23 protein-coding genes, 1 tRNA gene and 2 pseudogenes are annotated in these 23,560 nt (G+C 65.7%); 5 read left to right on the forward strand and 21 right to left on the reverse strand.

All coding sequences use genetic code 11. The features are described from left to right. Positions 1–30: 30 nt before the first annotated feature. The 4 genes and pseudogenes from JOF45_RS05565 to JOF45_RS13735 form a co-directional block, all read right to left on the reverse strand. A complete protein-coding gene (locus JOF45_RS05565; protein WP_210048406.1) occupies positions 31–1,314 on the reverse strand; it encodes an SPFH domain-containing protein in 1,284 nt (427 codons plus the stop codon). Next, on the reverse strand, positions 1,311–1,796 hold the full coding sequence (locus tag JOF45_RS05570) for an NfeD family protein (protein ID WP_210048407.1): 486 nt from the start codon (positions 1,794–1,796) through the stop codon (positions 1,311–1,313). The genes JOF45_RS05565 and JOF45_RS05570 overlap by 4 nt, the downstream gene beginning before the upstream one ends. Before the next feature lie 40 nt (positions 1,797–1,836). Continuing rightward, a complete protein-coding gene (locus JOF45_RS05575; protein ID WP_210048409.1) occupies positions 1,837–2,490 on the reverse strand; it encodes a methyltransferase domain-containing protein in 654 nt (217 codons plus the stop codon). Between the two features lie 57 nt (positions 2,491–2,547). Further along, positions 2,548–2,676 (reverse strand): annotated as a pseudogene (locus tag JOF45_RS13735) (hypothetical protein); the annotation flags it as partial. A gap of 205 nt (positions 2,677–2,881) precedes the next feature. On the opposite strand from JOF45_RS13735, the gene JOF45_RS05580 reads away from it, so the two are divergent. From JOF45_RS05580 to JOF45_RS05600, 5 genes are all read left to right on the forward strand, one after another. Continuing rightward, a complete protein-coding gene (locus JOF45_RS05580) occupies positions 2,882–3,301 on the forward strand; it encodes a DUF3054 domain-containing protein (protein ID WP_210048411.1) in 420 nt (139 codons plus the stop codon). A gap of 231 nt (positions 3,302–3,532) precedes the next feature. Further along, a complete protein-coding gene (locus JOF45_RS05585) occupies positions 3,533–4,720 on the forward strand; it encodes an alcohol dehydrogenase catalytic domain-containing protein (protein ID WP_210048413.1) in 1,188 nt (395 codons plus the stop codon). Between the two features lie 61 nt (positions 4,721–4,781). After that, positions 4,782–5,672, forward strand: a complete 891-nt coding sequence (locus JOF45_RS05590; protein ID WP_210048415.1) for an SDR family oxidoreductase — start codon at positions 4,782–4,784, stop codon at positions 5,670–5,672. 60 nt (positions 5,673–5,732) lie between these two features. Next, positions 5,733–5,987, forward strand: coding sequence for a DUF7218 family protein (locus JOF45_RS05595; RefSeq protein WP_210048417.1), 255 nt, complete (start codon positions 5,733–5,735; stop codon positions 5,985–5,987). Positions 5,988–5,999: 12 nt separating this feature from the next. After that, on the forward strand, positions 6,000–6,833 hold the full coding sequence (locus tag JOF45_RS05600) for an NAD-dependent epimerase/dehydratase family protein (protein ID WP_210048418.1): 834 nt from the start codon (positions 6,000–6,002) through the stop codon (positions 6,831–6,833). On the opposite strand, the gene JOF45_RS05605 is transcribed toward JOF45_RS05600, so the two are convergent. From JOF45_RS05605 to JOF45_RS05680, 17 genes and pseudogenes are all read right to left on the reverse strand, one after another. Then, the gene (locus JOF45_RS05605; RefSeq protein ID WP_210048419.1) at positions 6,802–7,182 is read right to left on the reverse strand and encodes a sensory rhodopsin transducer; all 381 of its coding nucleotides are present in this window, start codon (positions 7,180–7,182) and stop codon (positions 6,802–6,804) included. The genes JOF45_RS05600 and JOF45_RS05605 overlap by 32 nt on opposite strands. Further along, positions 7,179–8,390 (reverse strand): D-arabinono-1,4-lactone oxidase, encoded by a 1,212-nt coding sequence (locus tag JOF45_RS05610; protein ID WP_210048420.1) that lies wholly within the window; start codon positions 8,388–8,390, stop codon positions 7,179–7,181. Before JOF45_RS05610 ends, JOF45_RS05605 begins: the two co-directional genes overlap by 4 nt. Before the next feature lie 156 nt (positions 8,391–8,546). Beyond that, entirely contained in the window at positions 8,547–9,083 is a 537-nt protein-coding gene (locus JOF45_RS13495) for a catalase-related domain-containing protein (protein WP_342591503.1), read from the reverse strand. Continuing rightward, positions 9,081–10,030, reverse strand: a pseudogene (locus JOF45_RS05615) (catalase); the annotation flags it as partial. The pseudogene JOF45_RS05615 and the gene JOF45_RS13495, both read right to left, overlap by 3 nt. A gap of 159 nt (positions 10,031–10,189) precedes the next feature. Then, positions 10,190–11,782: an NAD-dependent epimerase/dehydratase family protein gene (locus JOF45_RS05620; RefSeq protein WP_210051333.1), complete on the reverse strand. Its 1,593-nt coding sequence runs from the start codon at positions 11,780–11,782 to the stop codon at positions 10,190–10,192. A gap of 100 nt (positions 11,783–11,882) precedes the next feature. Continuing rightward, positions 11,883–12,833, reverse strand: a complete 951-nt coding sequence (locus tag JOF45_RS05625) for a ketopantoate reductase family protein (protein WP_210048421.1) — start codon at positions 12,831–12,833, stop codon at positions 11,883–11,885. 126 nt (positions 12,834–12,959) lie between these two features. After that, positions 12,960–13,032: transfer RNA gene (locus JOF45_RS05630), tRNA-Ala, on the reverse strand. A 50-nt stretch (positions 13,033–13,082) separates the two neighbouring features. Further along, positions 13,083–13,463 carry a ribosome silencing factor gene (rsfS, locus tag JOF45_RS05635; protein WP_210048422.1) on the reverse strand — a complete coding sequence of 127 codons (381 nt, stop codon included), beginning with the start codon at positions 13,461–13,463 and terminating at the stop codon, positions 13,083–13,085. A gap of 12 nt (positions 13,464–13,475) precedes the next feature. Then, positions 13,476–14,783 (reverse strand): midas domain-containing protein, encoded by a 1,308-nt coding sequence (locus JOF45_RS05640; protein WP_210048423.1) that lies wholly within the window; start codon positions 14,781–14,783, stop codon positions 13,476–13,478. Then, positions 14,780–15,448 carry a nicotinate-nucleotide adenylyltransferase gene (nadD, locus tag JOF45_RS05645; RefSeq protein ID WP_245324442.1) on the reverse strand — a complete coding sequence of 223 codons (669 nt, stop codon included), beginning with the start codon at positions 15,446–15,448 and terminating at the stop codon, positions 14,780–14,782. The genes JOF45_RS05640 and nadD overlap by 4 nt, the downstream gene beginning before the upstream one ends. A 38-nt stretch (positions 15,449–15,486) precedes the next feature. Further along, positions 15,487–15,672, reverse strand: a complete 186-nt coding sequence (locus JOF45_RS05650) for a hypothetical protein (protein WP_210048424.1) — start codon at positions 15,670–15,672, stop codon at positions 15,487–15,489. 91 nt (positions 15,673–15,763) lie between these two features. After that, the gene (locus tag JOF45_RS05655; protein ID WP_210048427.1) at positions 15,764–17,062 is read right to left on the reverse strand and encodes a glutamate-5-semialdehyde dehydrogenase; all 1,299 of its coding nucleotides are present in this window, start codon (positions 17,060–17,062) and stop codon (positions 15,764–15,766) included. Between the two features lie 9 nt (positions 17,063–17,071). Then, on the reverse strand, positions 17,072–18,223 hold the full coding sequence (gene proB / locus JOF45_RS05660; protein WP_210048429.1) for a glutamate 5-kinase: 1,152 nt from the start codon (positions 18,221–18,223) through the stop codon (positions 17,072–17,074). After that, positions 18,220–19,809, reverse strand: a complete 1,590-nt coding sequence (obgE, locus tag JOF45_RS05665; RefSeq protein WP_210048430.1) for a GTPase ObgE — start codon at positions 19,807–19,809, stop codon at positions 18,220–18,222. Before obgE ends, proB begins: the two co-directional genes overlap by 4 nt. Positions 19,810–19,920: 111 nt before the next feature. Next, entirely contained in the window at positions 19,921–20,175 is a 255-nt protein-coding gene (gene rpmA, locus JOF45_RS05670) for a 50S ribosomal protein L27 (protein ID WP_210048432.1), read from the reverse strand. A gap of 65 nt (positions 20,176–20,240) precedes the next feature. Continuing rightward, complete coding sequence (gene rplU, locus JOF45_RS05675) at positions 20,241–20,549, reverse strand: 50S ribosomal protein L21 (RefSeq protein WP_210048435.1); 309 nt, start codon at positions 20,547–20,549, stop codon at positions 20,241–20,243. A gap of 179 nt (positions 20,550–20,728) precedes the next feature. After that, positions 20,729–23,479, reverse strand: coding sequence for an Rne/Rng family ribonuclease (locus tag JOF45_RS05680; RefSeq protein WP_378579005.1), 2,751 nt, complete (start codon positions 23,477–23,479; stop codon positions 20,729–20,731). Between the last annotated feature and the right edge of the window lie 81 nt (positions 23,480–23,560).

Here is a 23,560-nt window from a genome sequence, read left to right on the forward strand (position 1 = left end):
TACTCTTCTGGATCTACAACAGAAGAACGCTCAGGGATTATTCCACTGCTGCGGGGGATTCTGCCACTGGCCGTGCTGAGTCTGCTGTCCGCGAGCTTCGGAGCCCTGCTGATCCGGACCGTCGGGCTGCTGGGGCGGCTGGGTCTGGTCCTGCTGCTCCCAGGCCAGCGAGTCATCGCCCTGGAGACCTTTTCGGCCGGACTCAGCCTTGCGAGCGGCCTCTTCGAGCTCCTCTGAGCTGACATAGCTGGGGTTGTCATCTGTCACCGACGTGGTGCGAGCCGACTCTGCCAGGTCTGCGATCGCATCGGAGATGGCCGGCTTCCCCTTGCGCTCACTGGCTTCCTCGGCCTTCTCCTGGCGACGCTGCTTCAGCCGTTCGGCGCGGGCGGCCCGTTCCTTCTCACGCTCTTCGAAGCTCAACCCGTCCTGCTGAGCGCCCGACTCACTGCTGAAGGCGCCTGAGAGGCTCTTCAGCGCTTCGCCGAACTCACCAGGGATCACCCACATGGTGTTGGAGTCGGACTTCGCGATCTCCGGAAGGGTCTGCAGGTACTGGTAGGAGAGCAGCTCCGGTCCGGGCTCCGAGTCATGCACTGCGTTGAACACAGTCTCGATCGCTTGGGCCTCGGCGTTGGCCGCCAGGATACGAGCCTGCGCTTCACCCTCTGCGGCCAGGATGGCGGCCTGACGCTCACCCTCCGCGGTGAGGATCGCAGACTGCTTGGTGCCTTCTGCCGTGAGGATCGCCGCGCGACGGTCTCGCTCGGCGCGCATCTGCTGCTCCATGGAGTCCTGGATGCTGTGCGGCGGGTCGATGGCCTTGAGCTCCACACGTGCCACGCGGATGCCCCAGCGGCCGGTGACCTTGTCGAGCTCGCCGCGCAGCATGGAGTTGATCTTGTCGCGAGAGGTCAGGGCCTCTTCGAGATTCATGCCGCCGACCACATTGCGCAGCGTGGTGGTGGTCAGCTGCTCCACGGCCACGATGTAGTTCTGGATCTCGTAGGTGGCGGCCTTGGGGTCGGTGATCTGGAAATAGACCACAGTGTCGATCGAGACCACCAGGTTGTCCTCGGTGATCACCGGCTGGGGCGGGAAGGAGACGACCTGCTCACGCATGTCCAGCAGGGGGAGCAGCCGGTCGATGAAGGGCACCAGCAGAGTCAGGCCGGGCCCCTGGGTGCGCTGGTATTTGCCGAGCCGCTCGATGATGCCGGAGCGCGCCTGCGGCACGATCTTGACGCTGTTGACCAGGATCGCCACCACAAATGCGATCAGGGCCAGCAGCACGACGATGAGTGCGACGTTCATGGAGTCACCGTTCCTTCTTCATTCCATTCGATGCCGAGGGTCGGCTTGAGATAGACCGTGGCACCTTCGACGGAGTCCACGAGGGCAGTGCTGCCGGGCTCGATGCGGAAGTCGCCGGCGGCACGGGCGGTCCAGGTGTCGCCGTCGACCTCGGCCAGGCCGGAGGCCTCCGTGATGGGTTCCAGGGCGATGGCTTCCAGGCCTGCCATGCGATCCACATTGGTCAGCTGGGCCTCTGGCCCCTTCTTCAGGTGCTTCAGCGCCACCGGACGCACGGCACCGAGCATGAGCAGGGCAGTCGCGGATCCTGCGACGACCTGCAACCATGGCGGTCCGTCGGCCAGAGCCACTGTGGTGGCCGCACCAGCACCTGCGGCCAACATGAGGAAGAGCAGATCGAGCATGAAGATCTCGAAGAGCAGCAGCACGAAGGCCAGCGCCAGCCAGGCGGCCCAGAGATTCTCGCTGAACCATTCGATCATGGCTTCACCCTATCGAGGCGGCAGTGCGGCGTCGAGATGCTCAGCGTGCGGCCCAGACAGTGATGTCGACGTCGACGGTCACTGACCAGATCTCCTGGCCCTCGACGGCCACCAGGACGTCCGCGCGGTCACGATGATGGCCCGCCGGGCCCATCATGACCAGGTCGGCGGCCTCCTCGTCCTCCACAGGAAGCGTGCTGGTGACCCAGCCGTGGGCGAGAGGGTCACCGAAGGTCGGCCGCATCTGAGCCAGCAGGCTCTCGTGCTTATCCTCCTGCTGAGTGAGCAGGCCCGCCTCAGCGAGCTCAGCCAGGTGCCCGTTCCGCGGTGTCACGACGACGACCGCACCGGAGCTGCGCAGCACACGCGCATATTCCGCGGGGTTGCGCGGAGCAAAGATGTCGAGCACGACGTCGACGCTGTTCTCGTCCAGGGGGAGGGGCTTCCACAGATCCCATGCCAGGGCCATGCCGCGTTCGTGTTTGGCGGCTCGCTTGAGCCCTGCGCTGGAGAGATCCAGACCGATGCCCCGCAGCTGTGGGTGTGCATCCAGGATCTCGTGCAGATAGTGGCCCGTGCCGGTGCCGGCGTCGAGGATCATCGTCGCCTCGGGTGCGTGCTCGTCCAGCATCGCGTTGAGCTTCAGTGCGACCAGGTCGAACAGACCTGCCTGCTGGACACGCTCACGCGCCATGATCATCTCTGAGCTGTCTGGTGTGGATGAGCTCCCTCGACCCACCAATAGGTTGACATAACCCTGCTTGGCTGCCGTGAAGTGGTGACCGGAGGGGCAGTCCAAGCCACGCAGCCGATCGTCGTCGACAGCCAAGGTCATGGAGGCAGAACAGTGTGGGCAGCTCAGAGGCCAGAGATCACTCATCGCCCTCCAGAGTATCCCGCGTTCTGCCTCGGTGACGCTGGGCGCGTGGTCAGACCGAGACAGTCTCTGAGGGGTGGCGCGTCAGTGACGTGTTGAAAGTCTGTCCAGCGGGCTGCACCGGCCTGCGGCGGACATCCATACTGTCGTCCGATAATCTATATTATGTCAACCTAATCGCCTGGCGTCGCTCTCCTAGACTGAACCTATGAGCTCTCAGTCGTCACAGCGCCATCCTGCCCTGACCCATCGCACCGACGCGCCGCTGCATTCAGCGCTCTGCCTGCTCTGTGACGGGCTCCTGGTGCTGGTGTTCGCTCTGCTGGGCAACCGCTCGCACGACTCCGGGCTCGGACTCTCCGAGATCATCAGCACAGCATGGCCCTTCCTGCTCGGTCTGGCGCTGAGCTGGCTCCTGGCCTTCTCCTGGGTCAGCCCGAACAGAATCTGGCCCACCGGCATCCTTGTGGTGCTCGGCACGGTGATCTTCGGCATGACCTTGCGCACTCTGTTCACCGACGGCGGCACACAGCTCTCGTTCGTCCTGGTGGCCACAGGCGTGCTGGCGGTGTTCCTGCTGGGCCGTCGCGTGCTGAGCGGCATGATCCGCCGTCGGGCACACAGCTGACAGCTGGCCGTTCAGCGGCACGTCCATCTCACCACCGATCGTTCACGACTTTTTTGGTCTCTGATGGCCTCATGACCAGTGTGTTCTGAGCCAGAACCTATTAGTGTGGCCCCACATAGGGTGATGAAGGGGTTCAGCGAGGTACGTTCAGCAAGCCACACAGCCCACGACGGGTGTCCCCTCGTCGCCTCCGCACAGAGCACGTTCCACGATCGGTCCAGGAGGCAACACATGAAGGCAGTGACATGGCAGGGTCCCCGCAAGATGTCTGTGGAGACAGTCCCGGACCCGACCATCCAGAAGCCCGACGACGCCATCATCGAGGTGACCTCCACCGCCATCTGCGGGTCGGATCTGCACCTGTATGAAGTCATGGGGCCGTTCATGGAACCCGGCGACATCGTCGGTCATGAGCCGATGGGCCGAGTGGTCGAAGCTGGTCCGAACAGCGGGCTCAGCGTCGGCGACCGAGTGGTGATCCCCTTTCAGATCGCCTGCGGCAGCTGCTTCTTCTGCGATCGGGGACTGCAGACCCAGTGTGAGACCACGCAGGTCACCGAGACCGGCATGGGCGCTCCCCTGTTCGGCTACTCCGCGCTCTACGGACAGATCCCCGGCGGTCAGGCCGAATACCTGCGGGTCCCCCACGCCGACTACGGGCCCATCGCCGTCGGCGATGAGCTCGAGGACCACCGGTACCTCTTCCTCTCGGATGTGCTGCCCACCGCGTGGCAGGGCGTGGCCTATACCGGCGCCTCCGCGGGAGATTCCCTGGCCGTCATGGGCCTGGGCCCCATCGGGCAGTTCGTGGCGCGCATCGCCGCCCATCAGGGAATGCAGGTCTACGCCGTCGAACCGGAGAAGGAACGCCGCGACATGGCGGCCCGTCACGGCGTGGAGGTCCATGACCTGAGCGACGACGCCGTCGAGACCATCCGTGAGGCCACCCACGGCCGTGGTGTGGACGCCGTGGTCGACGCTGTGGGCATGGAGGCGCACGGCGGCGCCCAGGGGGTCATGGCCAAGTTCGCCCAGCTTTCGGCCCAATATGCTCCGGAGAAGCTCGGACAGTCGATGATGCAGAACGCAGGTATGGACCGTCTGGCCGCGCTGTACTCCTCCATCGAGCTCGTCCGCCGCGGCGGAACCATCAGCCTTTCGGGCGTCTACGGCGGCCAGGCGTCTCCCCTGCCGCTGTTGACGCTCTTCGACAAACAGATCACCGTCCGTCAGGGGCAGGCCAACGTGAAGCGTTGGGTGGAACAGATCCTCCCCCTCGTCGAGGACGACGCCGATCCGCTGGGTGTCGATGACTTCGTCACCCATACCCTGCCCCTGGAGGACGCCCCGGGAGCCTACGAGACCTTCCAGAAGAAGGAGGACGGCTGCATCAAGGTCGTCCTGAAGCCACAGTCCTGACCGTACAGAACAGTCCTGACCGTATCGATGAATGCCATCACACGATGTGAGGAGCATGAGCATGACTGAGCAGACCCAGCAGGACCCGCGCGGCAAGCACCGCTCCGACGAGATGCCGCCTCACGAGGACGTCGGTCAGCCGGGGCTCACCTCGGAGACCGGGCCGACACCCGATCATGGCGAACAGACGTGGACCGGCCACGGGCGCCTTCAGGGACGCAGGACACTGATCACCGGCGGCGATTCCGGCATCGGCCGAGCGGTGGCCATCGCCTTCGCCCGAGAGGGATCTGACGTGGCCATCAACTATCTGCCCGAGGAGCAGGAGGATGCGGAAGCCACAGCTGAGCTCATCCGCGAGGCCGGTCAGCAGGCGTTCCTCTATCCTCAGGACATCCGGGAGCCGCAGGCCGCCGAATCACTGGTGGGACAGGCGCTGGAAGACCTGGGCGGCCTCGACGTGCTGATCCTCAACGCGGCCTATCAGAAGGCGCGCACCGGCATCGATGAGACTGAGATCGATGAGGTCAAGAAGGTCTTCGACACCAACTTGGTGGCCCACATCGCCTTCGCCAAGGCGGCGGTCCCGCACCTGCAGCCGGGCGCGTCCATCATCGTGACGACCTCCATCCAGGCTGTCGGTCCCAAGCCGCCGCTGTTCGACTACGCGATGACCAAGGCGGCACAGGTGGCCCTCATCGAGTCCGTCGCCGCAGAGCTCGGCGAGAAGGGGATCAGGGTCAACGGCGTGGCCCCCGGGCCCATCTGGACTCCGCTGATCCCGGCCACCGGCTTCGGAGAGGAGTCCGTGGAAGAGTTCGGACAGGACACTCCCCTGGGCCGCCCGGGCCAGCCCGCGGAGCTTGCCGGGGCCTATGTGTACCTGGCGAGCGAGGAGGCCTCCTACGTCTCCGGCTCGGTCATCCCGGTCACCGGCGGCAAGGGCTTCTGAGGCTCGAACTGTCCAGAGGCTGAGCGGCTCAGAGACAGCGCACGACGGAAGGAGAACGTCATGGCTGATTCCGTGAAGGACCAGGAGCTCTACGAGAAGCTCCGCGAGGAGGGAAACTCCAAGGAGAAGGCGGCTCGCATCGCCAACTCCGCAGCGGACGAAGGCCGAGAGGCTCAGGGCGAGAAGGGCGGTCAGGCACAGAATTATGAGGACCGGACCGTCGATGAGCTCAAGGATCGGGCGAAGGAGCTGGGCATCACCGGCTATTCGGATATGAACAAGGACGAACTCATCACGGCGCTGCGCAAGCACTGAGATGATGGGCCCATGACATCTCATGTGCTCATGGCCGGCTGCGGGGACCTGGGAACCGCGGTCGGCCTTCGTCTGCTCAGGCGAGGGTGGGCGGTCACCGGACTGCGACGCCAGCCTTCTGCCTCCGGCGCTCTGGCCACACTGCGCCTCGACCTCGCTGATCCGGCCGACATGCGGCTGCCGAGCACCGACGTCGTCGTGATGTCGCTGACCGCCGACGGGCGCACCGCAGCCGACTACGAGCGCACTTACCGACAGGGACTGCGGGGTCTGCGTCGTACCCTGGGCGACCAGCAGCCCCGCCTCGTGTTCGTCTCCTCCACCAGTGTGATCGGCCCCTACGACGGCCAGCGGGTCACCGAGGAGACTCCCCCGGCGCCCAGCACTGAGACCTCCGAAGTGCTGCTGGCCGCGGAGCAGGACGCCCGTGACCTCTTCGAGCACGTCGTCGTCATCCGACCCGCTGGGATCTACGGCCCCGGCCGGACCCGCACGATCGAACGCATCAGGCGCGGAGACCCCGTGGATCACATGCTGATGACCAATCGGATCCATCGGGACGACTTGGCCGAGATCCTCGTCACGCTGGTGGAGTCGACGGACCCGCCGGAGCTCCTGCACGCCACAGATGGCGCCCCTGCCCGACAGGCGGAGGTGGCAGCCTTCATCGCCGAGCGTCTGGGCGTGCCGACTCCACCGGACAACGGCGACGGCAGCCCGCGCGGCAAGACCATCGACGCCTCGGCTCTGCGCAGTCTGCCGACGAACCCGCCTCTGAGGTATCCCAGCTTCCGTGAGGGCTATGCCGAACTGATCAGCAGTGCGGCGCAGGATTCAGATGGCTGACCGCCAGGGCTCCCCCGCGGGTGTCCACATAGTAGAGCTGAGCGACCACTGGCCGGTCTGAGGTGATGACCAGCCCATAGGCGGTGTCCAACGGCACGGCCTGAGGGTCGATCAGATCGTTGATCCGTTGATGCTTGACCCGCTGTGCCTCCACGAGCACTTCGTAGGGTCCCACCGGGTCGGCGTCGTCGTAGTAGAAGGTCAGATGCGCGCAGGCCTGCTTCTGACCAGTGTTGAGCAGACACAGGGTGTTGCGTGAGGTGAACTCCGGCTCTCGTCCGGTGCTGCCGCTCGGGGCGAAGCCGGAAGAGAACACCCACGTGGTGCGTCCCAGGGAGTCGTCTCTCATCTGTCCTCCTCGCCGAAGAGTTCACGCAGGTAGTCGTTCAGGAAGATGCCATCAGGGTCCAGGTCACGCCGGAGGGCCTGGAAGTCTGCCCATTCTGGGTAGAGCATGCGCAGCTGCGGCGCCTTCAGAGAGTGTTTCTTCCCCCAGTGCGGCCGGCCCCGAAACTCGCGGAACACAGGTTCGAGGTCATCGAAATAGTCCTCGTAGGGCAGACTGTGGTTCTGCAGCAGAGCGATCGTCATAGTCTGGCGGTGCTGGGCGTTGGAGATCATCGCCTGATCCGCGGCGATCGTGCGGACCAGCACCCGCCATCCGACCTGGGAACGGTGCACCTCCTTGACCCGCCGGCGGACCTCGCGGAACGCCTCCAGCGAAGTGTCCAGCGGCAGCATGTACTCCATCTCTTCGAACTTCAGATGACGGTCGTTGGGTATGACCTCGTAGTTGGGCCCGACGACGTCCTTCTTCAGCTCTCCCGGAGGCATCAGGTCCGGTTCCTGGCCCGGCTTGTCCAACGTCCTGACCTGCGCCAGGTCACTGCGCGGATACCAGTAGAAGTCCACACTGCGGTGTGACCGGACCAGCTGGTCGAAATGCTCCAGAACCCAGTCGATGTGCGTCATCCAATTCTGCCGATGCAGCTCATGGGCTTCTTCCAGCTGCAGAGTGACCGAGGTCAGAATGCCGAGAGTTCCCAGCGACACCTGCGCGGCACGCGCCAGCGGATCCGAAGGATCCTCTCCGGCGTCCACACCGAAGGGCAGCACCTCGCCGGTCCCCGTGACCAGCCGACCGCCGATCATCGTCGAGGAGAGATTGCCCAGCGTGATGCCGCTGCCGTGGGTCCCAGTGCCGAGAGCCCCGGCGATCGTCTGGTAGTCGACGTCGCCCAGGTTCTCCATGGCGAGCCCGAACTGCTCCAGTTCTGCGCCCAGCTCACTCAGCCCCGTGCCGGGAAGGATGCTCGCCCGTCCCAGATCAGGGTCTGCTTCGACGACGCCGCTCATCCGGTCCAGCGAGACCAGCACGTCATCTGTGTTCATCAGAGGCGTTGAGGAGTGCCCTGAACCGATGGGGCGCACACCGCTGCCCCGGCGTCGGGCGCGTCTGACGAGGCGAACCACGTCGCGCTCATTCCCTGGCCGTGCCAGCTTCTGCGGAGTGAAGCTGATGCTCCCGGACCAGTTCTCGACGCTGCTGCGCGCCATGGATGCCTCCCTTCTCTCAACGAGCCCAGTTCTCGGAAGGCGGCGGCAGAGACTCGGTCTCTTCTGCCGCCGCCTCTGCCCGGCCCAGCGACTGTACGCCACTCTCCGCGCCGTACAGCGTGTGCCGTACTACCAGCACTGCACCTCAGAGGTGCCTCAGCGCGAGTACTCCAGCGATCCGAGGCCCTGCAGCACTTCCTCCGCCGTGACCTGGTGGTTGATCACCGAGGAGGTCCAGTCTCCCCACTGCGAGGCGTCCAAGGCATCACTGTTGCTGCCCAGGTTCTGCAGGCGCTTCGTCTCGTCCTCAGTGAAGCGCTGCGACGGCAGCGGCTCCAGGTGCCTGACATCATCAGCGGTCTTACCGATGTACTCCCCCACGCGAGTGCCGTAGTCGTCATGGATCATGAACAGGTGCCACAGGAAGCGTTCCTGGACCTGCGGTGCGGCCTGCTGGATCATGCCGCCGAGTTCTGCGACCAGGTGGTCACGCTCCCACCCGTTCATCGTGCAGTACCGCCCCCGGGCGTGGAGGTAGTCATTGGTGCGCTCCAGCGAGGCCGGAGCGAGCTGACCGGAGACCTCCGGCGGGTTGTTCGGCTTCTTCTCCGCCTCCTGCAGTCCCCCGGTGATCGAAGGCTCGTAGTTCACATGCGGGTTCTGACCCGGCGCCACGTCCACGCCGAAGGACATCAGGCCTCCGCGCTGGTGGGTGTTGGCACCGCCTTCGACACCCTTGGGCGAGTTCACCGGAAGCTGGAGGTAGTTCGGGCCCACACGGTAGCGCTGCGTGTCCGAATAGCTGAATGTGCGGCCGATCAGCATCTTGTCGTCGGAGAAGTCCAGACCGTCCACCAGCACACCGGTGCCCATGGCGATCTGCTCGTTCTCGTTGTGATGGTCGTCCACGTTGCGGTTCAGCGTCATCGTGCCCAGGTGGCGCAGCGGGAACTGCTCCTCGGGCCAGATCTTGGTGTCGTCCAGGGGGTCCCAGTCCAGCTCAGGATGATCGTGGTCGTCCATGATCTGGACGTAAAAGTCCCACTGGGGATACTCGCCGCGTTCGATGGCGTCGAAGAGGTCACGGCTGGCATGCCCGGTGTCCTGGCCCTGAACCTTGGCAGCCTCCTCTGAGGACAGCGAGGCCACGCCGGCCCGCGGATGCCAGTGATACTTCACCAGCACCGTCTCGCCCTCAGCGTTGACCATCTTGTAGGTGTTGACGCCGAAGCCCTCCATATGGCGGTAGGTGGCGGGAATCCCGCGAGGGCTGAAGAGGTGATGAAGAACAGCGCCAGGTTGTTCCCCACCAGATCCCAGTTGCCCTCCTTGGTGTAGAACTTCACCGCGAAGCCGCGCGGATCGCGGGCAGCTTCCGAGGAATCCCGTCCGCCGATGACCGTGGAGAATCGGACGGCCAGCGGGGTCTTCTTGCCAGCCTCGGAGAAGAGCGCAGCGCGGGTGTACCTCGATGCCGGCTCGTCACCGATCGTGCCAGTGGCCTCGAACTCGCCGTAGGCCACGAATCCCCGGGCGTGGACCACACGCTCCGGGATCCGTTCACGGTCGAAGTGGGAGATCTTCTCCAGGAAGTGGTAGTTCTCCAAGGTCGCCGGTCCCCGCGACCCGATGGTGCGCATGTTCTGGTTGTACTGGACAGGATGCCCCTGCCGCGTGGTCAGGATCTGTTCGTCGCCAGCCAACTTCAACACGTTTCTTTCCGCATGGGGTGGACACGTCTGAGAGTAACAACCGAAGTCGCCTCTTACGAGAGGTTCAGAAGGACTCGCAGCGGCCGCTCACTGCTGCTTCTGGGGCTCGAAGGTCTCTTCCCCCTGGCGGAACGCACGCTGTGCGGCGTAGCTGTGCACCTCGCCCAGCGTCTGCCTCTGCTGCTCGGCGGCCTCGATGAGCTCTTCGAAGACGGCAGGGGCGACGCCCAGCGCTTCGGCATGATCGAGCATCGTCTTCCACCCGTGCATCTTGCCGGTGACCGCGGTGATCATCAGCTCAGCCTCCAGCACCATGCGGACCGGGGAACGGCCTGCCGGGCCGCGCCCATTGGGCTTGAGACGCGCGACCTTCTCTCCCGCCCAGGTCAGGGCCGTAGAGAAAGGTGGGCGCGGAAAGCCCTGCCGCTTCATCAGCTCCTGCAGGAAGGCGTGCTCCGAGCGGATTCCCTCTGCCACGGCGGAGACCTCCGGATAGACGGGTGTATCCACGAAATTCTCAGCCATCTGGAGGATCCGGTCGAGTCCCGCCGTAGCACCTGCCAGATGATCAGCCATGTACTGGCGCAGCAGCAGGGCGTCCACATGCTGCGGCAGACGGTGCTCCTGACCGGGCAGCTCCCTCTGGTGGGCGACCGGCGTGCTGCGGGGGCGCAGGGGCACGGACTCCGTCCCCGATCCACGCGCCATACCGTGGATCAGCTCCTCCAAGGCCTGCGCGGCGGACTTCTGAGGTCTCCACCCGAGCTGTTCCTCCGCCCGGGAACTGTCCATCACAGGGACCCGGTGGGCGATGTCCAACCACCCCTCATCCATGGGAATGACCCTGGCCCGGTGCGCGGCCCGCAGCAGCGGGCGCAGCGCCGCCCCGGGAACGTCGAGGTGTCGGCCCTGCCCGACGATCTGGGAGATGGTCTCGGCGGTGAGCAGGTCATCAGCACAGATGTTGAAAGCCCCGTGAGCTCTGCGCACCACGGCCTGGACGAACGCGGCGGCCACGTCATCGGCGTGCACCGCCTGCGTCCTCAGCCCCTTCGGCAGCGGCAGCACCGGAGGGCGGAAAGAGCTCAGCACCTGGACAGGTGCCCACGTCCCGGCGAAGTATCGCTGGATCTCCGCACCGGCGGAGGCTTGGAAGATCAGCCCCGGGCGCAGGCCGGCCACTGCGATCTCCGGATGCGCCTGAGCGAACTCGTCCAGGACTCGCTCCTGAGCCGCCTTGTCCACGCTGTAGTGCGAGGTCGGGATCCCTCCGGTCGGCCAGTCCTCCCCTCGGGGCCGGTCATCGTCCACCGGCGAGTAGGCCCCCACTGAGGAGGCCACTGCGATATGCCCGACTCCGGCCTTCTCAGCGGCTTCGAGCACATGTCGGGTCCCGTCCACGTTGACCCGCCGCAGCAGGTCGCGCTCCTTGTTCGGCTGGATCAGCCAGGCCAGGTGGATGACCGAATCCACCGACGCGAACGCCTCGGCCAGCGCGCTGCGCGACTCCTCGAACTGGATGTCAGCGCTGAGCCACTGAGCACCGCTGTAGGGAGCGGCGTCGACGTCGGGGAGTCTGCGCGCGATCCCGAGGACCGAGGCGACCTCCGGTGTGGACTGCAGCTGGTTCAGAACAGCGGTGCCGAGATTTCCGGTGGCACCGACGACGGCGATACGCAGAGACCCTCACTTCCTGATGCACTCATGCGGAGAGGCTGGACCTCCTCGGTGACAGACCATCACAGCGGCGTGCAGGGCTCAAGGGTCGGCGGACCGGCGCTCAGCTGCGTTCGGCCGCCGCTCGCGCCTGAAGCTCACGAGGAAGCTGCGAGGCATAGATCGTCTCGAAGATCGGCACGTCCACTCCCAGCTCACGGGCGTGAGCCACCACTGCTCCCACTTGGTCCCGCAGCTCGGAGGGCCGACCCTCCAGGAGGTCACGCTGCAATGAGGACGTGGTCGATTCCGGGAACTTCTGGGTGAACGTGCCCATGATGTCCTCCAGGTCCTGCTCCTGAAGGGAAGCACCTCGAGCGTTGCCCACGTTGAAGACCTCGAGCATGGCGTTGCGCACCAAGGCCTTGGTCTGTGGGACCGCGCGGGTGATGCCCACCGGTGCCCCGGAGAGCGCACCCACTCCCCCGTAGGAGGCCACCAGCGCGAGCTTCTTCCACAGCGCGGTCACGATGTCTTCACTCCACTGCGCCAGAAGTCCTGCCTGAAGGAGCGCGGCAGTGATGGCTTGGTCACCCTCCTGCCCCTCAGCGTCAGCCTCCCAGCGTCCGAGGATCAGATGCGCCTCGGGGCCGTTCAGAGAGACCTGGAGGGGTCCGGTGCGTTCGGCGATCACGACGGCGGTACCGGCCAGCACCTGCCGGGCAGCGACATGCTCGGCAGCCCGGGCCGGGGCGTCGACCCCGTTCTGCACGGTCAGCAGACGCCCCTGCGGGCTCAGCGCCGGTGCGGCCTCCTCAGCCGCCTGCGGCACCTGCCAGGCCTTCGTCGTCAGGATCACCAGGTCGAAGTCGGAGGAGGACGGGATCTCGGCGACGGTCCGCACAGTGCTGACCTCGTGGGAGTCTCCCCCGCTGACGATCGTCACCGGCACGCCGGCCTCAGCTTGGGAGACGGCTGCCCCGCGTGCCTTCAGAGAGACGCTGTGGCCGGCTTGAGCCAGCCGAGCACTGAGGTAGAGGCCCATGGCCCCTGCGCCGTAGATCAGAATCCGCATGGGGCCAGTACATCACGGGGCTCGGGGGCGCGCTCAACGATGAAGGCTGGACTGAACGAGCGCAGAATGCATCTGCAGATACGATGAAGGTCCGACCCGTGACCGGATCGGACCTTCATCTTTCTGTGGAGCATATCGGACTCGAACCGATGACCTTCTGTATGCCATACAGACGCGCTACCAGCTGCGCCAATGCCCCGTATTCTCTTGTTCTGTTTCCCCGGATCCCTCCGCGGCAACCCTTATACTCTAATCCACCTCTGAAGCATCATGCAAATCGAGATCGACACGCTCCACATCGGCATAGAGTCGGTCCAGCCCGTAGATGGTCCGCTCCTCCTCGTGCTGGACGTGGATCACCATATGACCATAGTCAAGAAGCACCCAGGTGCCGGAGTCGCGGCCTTCGCGGCGCAGCGGTGCAGAGGAATGCTCCTGCTTGAGCTGGACTTCGATCGCGTCCACGATCGCGTTGATCTGCCGATCCGACGGTGCGGAGCAGATGAGGAAGGCATCGGTGATGCCGATGCGCTCCCCGACGTCCAGACCGACGATATCGGTGGCAAGTTTGTCGGATGCGGCCGCGGCGGCAGTCCGAAGCTCTGCGAGAACAGTCTGTGAGATAGCCATGTCCTCTCCAGCTTAGAGCACGACGAAGAGGATGACGCCCACAGCCACCGCCAGCAGGACTGCGAGAATGATCACCAACCACAGCAGCATGCTCTGCCGGTTGGCCTGACGTGACGAATGCTCGACGATCTCGTCCAGCTCCAGACCGTGGGCACCGCGGGCCTGGATCGGCTCGATCTCCCCGGTGGCGTAGGGCTCCTCTTCGACGTCCTGGTCGGACTCGGCATGAGCGCGCAGCGCCTTGCGAGTGATGACCTCGGATTCGGGGCGCTGACGACGACGGCGGCGGCGCTCCTCGCGCTCTGCCTCCTCGCGCTCCTCCTGCTCCTTGCGCAGGCGCTCCTGGTTGGCCTGCATAGCCATGGCGGCCAGCGCCTGCTGCTTCTTCAGCAGCTCGGGGTCCACGCGGTGCGGATCGTCGCGCTGAGCGACCTGCTGGTTGAGCTCTTCAAGTTCGCGCAGCTTCTCGTCGTCGAGGACATCGAGAGAATCCGTCTCGCGCAGAAGCCTGCGCGACCGGCGGGAGGCCGGCACCGGGGCCTCCTCGTCATCGTCGGCTTCGCGCCCGGAGTCATCGCCGAGATTCGTGTCGTCGCCGAGTTCGACGTCGCCGTCGAGATCGGTGGTGTCATCCGGGTCCACCACTTCGTCCGGATCCTGAGCGCCGTCCTCATCGGCCGCCGCGCTCTGCAGCGGGTCCTGCTCGTCGACAGCAGTGTCCGCGTCGTCCCCTACAGCGAGCTCATCTGCAGCGGGTTCATCCGCATCTGAGTCCTCAGTCTGGTCGTCAAGGCCAGCGGGGTCCTCAGCGTCGGGTTCAGCCTTCTCCGCGAGGTCGTCGGCGTCGTCAGCCTCAGCGGCGTCGTCAGCCTCAGCGGCGTCATCCGCCTCTGCAGAGTCAGGCGCCAGTGTCAGCTCAGCATCGGCGGCTGAGTCCCGGTCCTCCTCGTCCAGGGCACCATCATCCTCAGCAGGTTCAGCCTCGGAGCTCTCAGACGTGGGAGCATCTTCCGGCTTGTCCTCCGGCTGAGCATCAGCCGGGGCGAGGTCCTCCTGGTCGGAGTCGACAGAAGCGTCGGTGACCGCTGGCATATCGACCTCGGTCCGGTCCTCCGGAGGCCGCGGAAGCGTGACGGATCCCTGCTCGTCCTCCGGCTGCTCCTGCTGGACGGACTCGTCCTCACCCTGTTCAGCGGGCTCATCCTGGGTCGCCAGCTCGGCCTCACGACGGCGGCGCAGCTCTTTGCGGGAGACAGGCAGATACCGGGCGCGGAGATCCTCTCCCCCGCCGCCATCCTGCTCGGTGGTATCTGCGCTCATGATGTGGCCTCCTGCGGACTGTGAAGGGTCCGTGATTCGTCTGTCTGCTCCATCGTAGGCGTGTCGGAGCCGGAGGGAGCGTCACTGCGGCCGCGTGTGGCCGAATCCAGTTCGTAGAGCCGGTGCTTGTTGATGTACTGCACCACGCCGTCGGGCACGAGGTACCAGACCGGCTTTCCGTCCTCCACACGCCGACGGCAGTCGGTGGAGGAGATGGCCATCGCCGGGATCTCCATCAGCGAGATCTGCTCCGTGCGCCCGAAGTCCTGTGAGACATAGCCCGGACGGGTCACAGAGACGAAGTGGGCGAGCTCCCAGAGCTCATCGACGTTCTTCCACGACATGATCTGCGCCATGGCGTCGGCACCGGTGATGAAGAAGAGCTCCGCCTGGGGATACATCCTGCGGAAGTCCCGCAGCGTATCGATGGTGTAGGTCGGCCCACCGCGATCGATGTCCACTCGAGACACGGTGAACCGCGGGTTGGAGGCCGTGGCGATCACCGTGAGCAGATACCTGTGCTCTGCCGCAGTGACGCTGCGGGAGGCTTTCTGCCACGGTTCGCCGGTGGGCACGAAGATCACTTCGTCCAGCTGGAACTCAGCGGCAACCTCACTCGCGGCCACGAGGTGACCGTGGTGGATGGGATCGAAGGTGCCGCCCATGATGCCCAGGCGGCGCGGGGACTGCTGAGCCAAGTGGTTCAGTGGTCCTCGTGAGCGCGGGCCGGCAGCTCCTTGCCCTTATTGGCGAAGGCGACGGTGGTCAGGAGAATCAGCATCAGAACGGCGAACATGATGATGCCGAACCATTCGGCGGGCATGAAGAGCTCAGTGTGCTGGTACATCTCAGAGCCCAGCAACATAGTGGCGAACGGCAGATTCAGCATGCCTCTCCCTTGTCAGAAGTCGAACGTGTCAGATGTCGAAGATGATGAAGTCTCTGGGGATCAGTCTACGGGAAAGGGCCCGGCGCGCGCGTCAGGCGCGGGTCTGGCCCTCACCGCGCACGACCCATTTGGTGGTGGTCAGCTCGCCCATACCCATGGGACCGCGCGCGTGGGTCTTCTGGGTGGAGATCCCCACCTCGGCGCCCAGCCCGAACTGGCCACCGTCGGTGAAGCGGGTGGAGGCGTTGACGATCACCGCGGCCGCGTCGACCTCAGTGACGAAGCGGTCCGCATTGGTCACCGAGTCGGTGACGATGGCCTCGGTGTGCCCGGTGCTCCACCGGGTGATGTGGTCCATGGCCTCATCCAGCGAGTCCACCACTGCCACAGCGATGTCCAGGTCCATGTATTCGGTGGCGAAGTCCTCGTCGGTGACTTCGGAGACCGTGCCGTACACCTGGTTCTTGGCGGGGTCCTCCGGTTCCTCGGCAGGAAGCCAGTGCCGGGCGCGCGGGTCCAGGTGCAGGTTGACTCCGGCCCGGTGCAGGGAACGCAGCACTTCGCGGCCGGCCTCCTCCGCCTGGGAGTGGATGAGCAGAGTCTCCGCGGTGTTGCAGACACTGGGCCGATGGGTCTTTGCGTTCAGCGCGATCTCCCGAGCCTTCTCCGGATCGGCGCTGGCGTCGATGAACAGATGCACATTGCCTTCGCCGGTCTCGATGACAGGCACCCGGGCATTCTGGACCACATGCTGGATCAGCTCTCGACCGCCCCGCGGAATGAGCACGTCCACCGATCCGCGCTGTGTCATCAGCTCGGTCGCGCCTTCGCGCCCATAGGCATCGATGGACTGAACGGCCTCCACCGGAGCTGCGGTGCTGCGCAGCGCCTCACGGATGATGGCCAGCAGCATCTCGTTGGTGCTCTGCGCCGCAGATCCTCCGCGCAGGACGGCCGCATTGCCGGATTTCAGGGCGAGGGCGGCGATGTCCACTGTGACGTTCGGGCGTGCCTCGTAGATGACCCCGAGCACCCCCAGCGGAACACTGATCTGACTCAGGCGCAGGCCGTTGGGAAGGGTGCGTCCCTGGATCACCCGGCCGATCGGGTCATCCAGTGCGATGATCTCTTCGACCGCCTGGGCGAGCTTCTCGATGCGTTCCTCGTCGAGGGCCAACCGGTCCAGCAACGCGCGGCTGAGTCCCGAGTCGCGTCCGCGCTCCAGGTCCTCTCGGTTGGCGGCCATCAGCGATGAGACCGACTCGCGCAGACCCGAGGCCACGGCGGCCAGCGTCCGGTCCTTATGCTCTCGGTCCAGACGGTTCAGAGTCCGGGAAGCGGCCCGAGCCCTGTCGGAGACGGTGCGGATGTCTTCTGCGATCTCTGCCATAGTCCTACCCTAACCCTGCTGGAGCCGGACCAGGTCGTCGGTGTGGACCACGGGACGTTCATAGTCATGCCCCAAGGACCGTCCCAGCTCAGCCGTGGTGCGCCCGAGCATCTGAGGCAGCTCCTCCGAGGAGAAGGCGGTCAGTCCGCGCGCCTGCACCACGCCGTCGGCATCTGTGATCTCCACCGGATCAGAGGCCTCGAAGTCACCGGTGAACCCAGTGATCCCTGCCGGCAGCAGCGACCGGCGGTCCTTGACGACGGCACGGACCGCTCCGGCGTCGATGACCAGCCGTCCCTTCACATGGGCCAGGTGGGCCAGCCAGGCTGAGCGCGCCCCGCGGCGTCGGCCCTGAGCCTGGAAGTAGGTGCCGACCTCTTCGCCGCAGAAGAGCGCACCGGCCTGAGCAGCTGAGGTGAGCATCGCAGGGATGCCGTTGGTGGCAGTGATGCGGGCAGCCTCGACTTTGGTGACCATTCCCCCAGTCCCGACGCCGGCCTTGCCGCGCCGACCCAGCGTGACGCCCTGCAGGTCCTCCTCCCCACGGACAGTGGGCACCGGCCGCCCGCCTTCGTCCGGCGGGCCGTCGTAGAGCGCGTCCACGTCGGAGAGCAGCACCAGAGCATCTGCCCGGATGAGATTCGCAGTGAGCGCAGCGAGGCGATCATTGTCGCCGAAACGGATCTCGTGGGTGGCCACCGCATCGTTCTCATTGACCACCGGGACCGCTCCCAGGCTCAACAGCTTCTCCAGTGCCCGCAGCGCATTGGTGTACTGAGTCCGCCGGATGAGGTCCTCCACCGTGAGCAGCACCTGGGAGACGGTGGTGCCATAGCTGGCGAAGGCCCGGGAATAGTGCGAGAGGAGCAGGCCCTGGCCCACTGCGGCGGCGGCCTGCTGAGTCGCCAGATCATGCGGACGCACGTTCAGGCCCAGAGGTGCCAAGCCCGCGGCGATCGCACCCGAAGAGACGAGCACGATCTGGGTGCCCCGGCGCTGCAGACTCTGCAGATCATCGACCAGCGCGTTGACCGCCTCCACAGAGATGCCCCCGTCCAGAGTGGTCAGGGAGGAGGAGCCGACCTTGATGACCAGGCGTCGAGCACGGGAGATGTCCTCGCGCCCGGAGATCACCGACTCAGTCAGCCGGGGCGTGCTCATCGTTCGTCCTCGGCATCGGGCCGGATGTAGTGCACCTCAGTCTCTCCCTGGTTCTCATAGCTCTGCTCGGCCTGATACTGAGCATCCATCTCAGCGCGGGTGGCGGCCTTGGCGGCGCGCCGATCCAGCTGCTCCTGACGCTTCTGCTCACGGGTGGGACGCTGACTGTCCTCGAAGCGCAGATCCGTGCCGCGCGGCCCCGTCAGGTGTTCGGCACCGGCGGCCATCGTCGGCTCCCATTCGAAGACGACGCCGTCCTCGTCGGAACCGATCAGCACAGCGTCACCCGGCTTCGCACCCTGGGAGAAGAGCTCATCCTCGATGCCGATCTTTGCGAGCCGGTCGGCCAGGTAGCCGACTGCCTCGTCATTGTTGAAATCGGTCTGCTGGATCCAGCGCTCCGGCTTGGCGCCGCGGACCCGCCACAGCGGTTCGCCGTTCTGCTCCTCCGGCGTCACCGTGAAGCTCTTCCGGTTCACCGCCTGGGGGCGAACAGTGACCTGGACCGGGGCGACGTCGACCTCGCGCTGCGCGCGTGCCTCCTCGACCAGCTCAGCCATGGCGAAGCCCAGAGAGCGCAGGCCCTCACGGTTGAGCGCTGAGATGTCGAAGACGCGGTATCCGCGTGACTCGAGTTCACTGCGGACCATCTCGGCCATCTCGGCCCCGTCCTGCAGGTCAGTCTTGTTCAGCGCGACCAGACGGGGACGCTCGTGCAGCGGCACCGCGTCGACAGCGCCCTCGGAGCCGCCGCCGGTCCCTTCGATCGTGTCAGGATCATAGGCGGCCAGTTCGGCCTCGATGGCCTCCAGGTCACCGATGGGGTCACGGTCGGTCTCCAGGGAGGCGCAGTCCAGGACATGGACCAGCGCGGCGCAGCGCTCCACGTGGCGCAGGAACTCATGGCCCAGGCCCTTGCCCTGGGCGGCGCCCGGGATGAGCCCAGGAACATCGGCCACGGTGAACCGGGTGTCCCCGGCCTCGACCACACCCAGGTTGGGCACCAGAGTGGTGAACGGGTAGTCGGCGACCTTTGGCCGTGCTGCGCTCATCGCGGCGATGAGGCTGGACTTCCCCGCCGAGGGGAATCCGACCAGGGCGATGTCCGCCACGGATTTGACCTCGAGGACGATGTCACGTTCCTCACCGGGGGTGCCCAGCAGGGCGAAACCCGGTGCCTTGCGCTTCCTGGAGGCCAGCGCCGCATTGCCCAGGCCGCCCTGACCTCCTTCGGCCACGGTGAAGCGGGCGCCGATGCCGACCAGGTCCGCGAGCACGTTGCCCTCACGATCCTTGACCACGGTGCCGTCAGGAACAGGAAGCTCCAGCGTCCGCCCCTTATGGCCGTGACGCAGGTCGCCCTGACCCACTCCCCCGTTCTCCGCGCTGCGGTGGGGGCGGTGGTGATAGTCCAGCAGAGTGGTGGTCTGTGCACTGACCACCAGCTCCACAGCGCCGCCGTCGCCCCCGTTGGCGCCGTCCGGGCCGCCCAGCGGCTTGAACTTCTCGCGGTGCACGGAGACGCAGCCGTTGCCTCCCTGGCCGCCGGCCACGTGCAGCACCACGCGGTCCACGAAATGTGCCATGACTGCTCTCCTCGCTGCCGGAGTGGGACCGGCTGTTAAGACAGAACAAGGGTGGACCCGAAGACGGGCCCACCCTTGACTCTACGTGTCAGATCGTCTGTGCAGGCCTGTTCAGGCTGCTGGGACGATGTTCACGACCTTGCGGCCGCGACGGTTGCCGAATTCCACCGAACCGTCGGCGAGGGCGAAGAGCGTGTCATCGCCGCCGCGGCCGACATTGGTGCCGGGGTGGAACTTGGTGCCGCGCTGGCGGATCAGGATCTCGCCGGCGGAGACGTTCTGGCCGCCGAAACGCTTGACGCCGAGGCGCTGTGCGTTGGAATCGCGGCCGTTGCGAGTGGAGCTCGCACCCTTCTTATGTGCCATAGGTCTGCCTGCCTCTCAGGATGATGGACGGGAATTCTGTGGAAAGTCTGCCGGTGGGCAGAAGGTCAGCCGACGGAGGTGATCTTCACCCGGGTCAGCTCAGAACGGTGACCCTGGCGCTTCTGGTAGCCGGTCTTGTTCTTGTACTTGTGAATGACGACCTTCTTGCCACGGACGTTCTCCAGAACCTCAGCCTCGACCTTGACCTTGGCCAGCTTCTCGGCTCCGGTGGTGACCTTGTCCCCGTCCACCAGCATCACTGCCGGCAGCTCAATGGTGCTGCCTGCCTCGGCGGGGACGCGGTCAAGGGTCACGAGGTCTCCGACGGAAACCTTCTCCTGGCGGCCGCCTGCGCGGACAATCGCGTACACCACTTGGGACTCACTTCTCTCGATGAATAAAACGGACATAATTCATGCGCCTGTGACAGCGCATGGAAGACATGACGGTGCCGATGACACCAGGGATCTACTGTACGGCATATCCCCTTCCCCGGCAAGCGATCGCGCGTCGTACACGTGCTGCGCTGCGCGCCATCGCCGACGGGGACTGTTCAGCTGTTCCTCTTCGGGGAGGAGATGTCTTCGGCCTTCACACCGACGCCGAACATCATCGGCTCAGCGGAAGGCTTCTCCTCCTGCTTCTTCTGCTCCTCCGCCGCGACCTGAGCCGTGGTGGACGAGAAAGTCTTGGCAGGCCCGGAGACTGCCGCTGAGACCTGCTGAACCTCTCCGGCGGCACCTTGGGAGGCGCCGGCCGCACGGCGTCGGCGCGGCGGCCGGGCTGCAGAGCCCTGTTGAGCCGTCGAAGTGCGTGAGCTCAGGACCTGGTCCAAGGAGTCCAGGGAGAGCTTTTCCTCGGCCTTCTCAGGGTCGGCCTGCTGGGCTGCCTTCTTCCGGCCGGAGCCTGCCCCCTGCGTCTCTCCGCGGGGAACCGGGACCTCTTCTCCGCCGATGGTCAGCACGGGCTGCTCCTGCTCCGATGCCTCGTGATCCTTCCGGCCGCCGGACTTATGTTCAGAACCGGACTTCTGTTCAGAGTCGGACCTCTGCTTCCGCCCGGAACCCTTCTTGGATCCTGAGCCCTGCTTCTGCCCGGAGCCCTGCTGGGCCCCCTCTCGTGGGCCGGAATCCTCAGCCTCATCCTGCTTGCCGGTGGTGGCTGCGGCCACCTGAGCCAGCGCCTGGCGGGCCTTCTCGGTCTTCTCCCTCTCCTCCTTGGACTGCTCGGCCGAGGAGTCGTTGGAGTGTGAGCCGTTCTCCGAGGAGCCGCCTCCGCCGCGACCACCCTTGGACTTGCGGCGCTTCTTGGAGCTGCGCCCGCCCTGCTGCTCCCCGTGGGAGTTATAGGCCGGGCGGTGCTCGATCGGCTCCTCATGGGTGATGATGCCGCGGCCGGCGCAGTGCTCACAGCCCTCGGAGAACACCTCCAGCAGCCCGGTGCCCATGCGCTTACGCGTCATCTGGACCAGACCCAGCGAGGTCACCTCGGCCACCTGATGCTTGGTGCGGTCCCGTCCCAGGCATTCGACCAGGCGGCGCAGCACCAGGTCGCGGTTGGATTCCAGGACCATATCGATGAAGTCGATGACGATGATGCCGCCGATGTCGCGCAGCCGGAGCTGGCGGACGATCTCCTCGGCGGCCTCCAGGTTGTTGCGGGTGACCGTCTCTTCGAGGTTGCCGCCGGAGCCGGTGAACTTGCCGGTGTTGACGTCCACCACGGTCATCGCCTCAGTGCGGTCGAAGACCAGCGATCCGCCTGAGGGCAGCTTCACATTGCGGTCCAGGGCCTTGTTCAGCTGTTCGTCGATGCGGTGGTGGGCGAAGATGTCCCCGTCGCCGGGCTGCCCGTCCTGCGGAGTCTCCCACTTCGTGAGACGATCCAGCAGATGCGGAGCCACGTAGGTGACGTAGGCCTCGACGCTGTCCCACGTCTCGTCCCCCTGGATCTCCATGGAGGAGAAGTCCTCGTTGAAGACGTCACGGACCACCTTGATGGTCAGGTCCGGCTCGGAGTAGAGCAGCTCAGGCGGGAGCACCTTCCGATCCTGCTCCTGCTCGCGGATGGACTCCCAGAGAGCCCGCAGGCGGTTGATGTCATTGGTGAGCTCCTCCTCGGAGGCGCCCTCTGCGGCCGTGCGGACGATCACGCCGGCGTCCTCAGGCATGTGCTCCTTGAGGATCTTCTTCAGGCGGGAGCGCTCGGTGTCCGGCAGCTTGCGGGAGATCCCCGTCATCGTTCCGCCTGGGACGAAGACGAGGTAGCGGCCGGGCAGGGAGACCTGGCTGGTCAGCCGGGCGCCCTTATGTCCCACCGGGTCCTTGGTCACCTGGACCAGCACAGGGTCACCGGACTTCAGAGCGTTCTCGATCTTCCGCGGCTTTCCGCCCAGATTCGCAGCGGACCAGTCGACCTCACCGGCGTAGAGCACCGCGTTGCGCCCGCGACCGATGTCCACGAAGGCCGCCTCCATGGAGGGCAGCACATTCTGGACCTTGCCCAGGTAGACATTGCCGATCAGCGAGTCCTGGGTGGTGTTGGAGACGTAGTGCTCAGCCAACACGCCGTCCTCGAGCACGCCGATCTGGATCCGCTCGCCGCGCTGACGCACGATCATCTTGCGGTCCACCGACTCGCGGCGGGCCAGGAACTCTGCCTCCGTGATGACCTGGCGCTTCCGGCCGCCTTCGCGGGATGCGCGGCGTCGCTGCCGCTTGGCCTCCAGCCGAGTGGATCCCTTCAGGCTGGTGACCTTGTCCGGAGCATCGCTCTCAGCGGCCTCCCGAGGCGCACGCACACGGGTGACCGTGTGGGCCTCGTCGCTCTCCTCCTCGAGCTCCATGTCCATGGAGCCACGACGACGGCGGCGACGCTTGCGGATGACCTGCTCCTCCTCGGCCTCGCTGCCGGAGGATGCTGAGTCCTGCTTCTGGTCGGCGGAGGCGCCGGAGCCTGACGCCTCGGCCTCTGCCCCGTCATGGGAGTCGTCGGCCTGTTGGCCGTCCTGGTCCTGGCGATTCTTGTTGCGGCCTCCGCGACGACGCTTGCGACGCGGCTTGCGGCCGCCGCCGTCGTCCTGGCTCTGCTGATCTTCGGCGTACTGGGTCTGCTGCGCGTCGTCGGAGGAGTGTTCCTCGGGCTCCTGGTGCTCAGCAGGACGCACTCTGACGGGTTCCACCGAGTCCAGATCCGGTGCCTGGAAGAGCGGAGTGAAGACGTCAGCGCCTGACGACTGGGGTGTAGGGGTGTCGGTCATGTATGCAATTGCTCCTGCCGTCTCCGGCGGTGCCACACTCACCAGCTGGCGGAGGCGACGATTCTCTCGTGTCGCCGGCCTCGTTGCCCCGTCCTCTCACCACGGGTGCGGCCTTCGAACTGCCTG

It is taken from the genome of Nesterenkonia lacusekhoensis, from assembly GCF_017876395.1.
GTDB lineage: Bacteria > Actinomycetota > Actinomycetes > Actinomycetales > Micrococcaceae > Nesterenkonia > Nesterenkonia lacusekhoensis.

Bases quoted from the DNA above. Each gene is read 5' to 3' on its own strand.
- JOF45_RS05585 (WP_210048413.1), top strand. From the start codon at position 3,533: ATGAAGGCAGTGACATGGCAGGGTCCCCGCAAGATGTCTGTGGAGACA.
- obgE (WP_210048430.1), bottom strand. From the start codon at position 19,809: ATGGCACATTTCGTGGACCGCGTGGTGCTGCACGTGGCCGGCGGCCAG.
- rsfS (WP_210048422.1), bottom strand. From the start codon at position 13,463: ATGGCTATCTCACAGACTGTTCTCGCAGAGCTTCGGACTGCCGCCGCG.
- JOF45_RS05565 (WP_210048406.1), bottom strand. From the start codon at position 1,314: ATGAACGTCGCACTCATCGTCGTGCTGCTGGCCCTGATCGCATTTGTG.
- JOF45_RS05610 (WP_210048420.1), bottom strand. From the start codon at position 8,390: ATGGCGCGCAGCAGCGTCGAGAACTGGTCCGGGAGCATCAGCTTCACT.
- JOF45_RS13495 (WP_342591503.1), bottom strand. From the start codon at position 9,083: ATGTCCTTCGGCGTGGACGTGGCGCCGGGTCAGAACCCGCATGTGAAC.
- JOF45_RS05570 (WP_210048407.1), bottom strand. From the start codon at position 1,796: ATGATCGAATGGTTCAGCGAGAATCTCTGGGCCGCCTGGCTGGCGCTG.
- JOF45_RS05595 (WP_210048417.1), top strand. From the start codon at position 5,733: ATGGCTGATTCCGTGAAGGACCAGGAGCTCTACGAGAAGCTCCGCGAG.
- JOF45_RS05605 (WP_210048419.1), bottom strand. From the start codon at position 7,182: ATGAGAGACGACTCCCTGGGACGCACCACGTGGGTGTTCTCTTCCGGC.
- JOF45_RS05650 (WP_210048424.1), bottom strand. From the start codon at position 15,672: ATGCTGAATCTGCCGTTCGCCACTATGTTGCTGGGCTCTGAGATGTAC.
- JOF45_RS05580 (WP_210048411.1), top strand. From the start codon at position 2,882: ATGAGCTCTCAGTCGTCACAGCGCCATCCTGCCCTGACCCATCGCACC.
- JOF45_RS05640 (WP_210048423.1), bottom strand. From the start codon at position 14,783: ATGAGCGCAGATACCACCGAGCAGGATGGCGGCGGGGGAGAGGATCTC.
- JOF45_RS05590 (WP_210048415.1), top strand. From the start codon at position 4,782: ATGACTGAGCAGACCCAGCAGGACCCGCGCGGCAAGCACCGCTCCGAC.
- proB (WP_210048429.1), bottom strand. From the start codon at position 18,223: ATGAGCACGCCCCGGCTGACTGAGTCGGTGATCTCCGGGCGCGAGGAC.
- rpmA (WP_210048432.1), bottom strand. From the start codon at position 20,175: ATGGCACATAAGAAGGGTGCGAGCTCCACTCGCAACGGCCGCGATTCC.
- nadD (WP_245324442.1), bottom strand. From the start codon at position 15,448: ATGGGCGGCACCTTCGATCCCATCCACCACGGTCACCTCGTGGCCGCG.
- JOF45_RS05655 (WP_210048427.1), bottom strand. From the start codon at position 17,062: ATGGCAGAGATCGCAGAAGACATCCGCACCGTCTCCGACAGGGCTCGG.
- JOF45_RS05575 (WP_210048409.1), bottom strand. From the start codon at position 2,490: ATGGCGCGTGAGCGTGTCCAGCAGGCAGGTCTGTTCGACCTGGTCGCA.
- JOF45_RS05600 (WP_210048418.1), top strand. From the start codon at position 6,000: ATGACATCTCATGTGCTCATGGCCGGCTGCGGGGACCTGGGAACCGCG.
- JOF45_RS05625 (WP_210048421.1), bottom strand. From the start codon at position 12,833: ATGCGGATTCTGATCTACGGCGCAGGGGCCATGGGCCTCTACCTCAGT.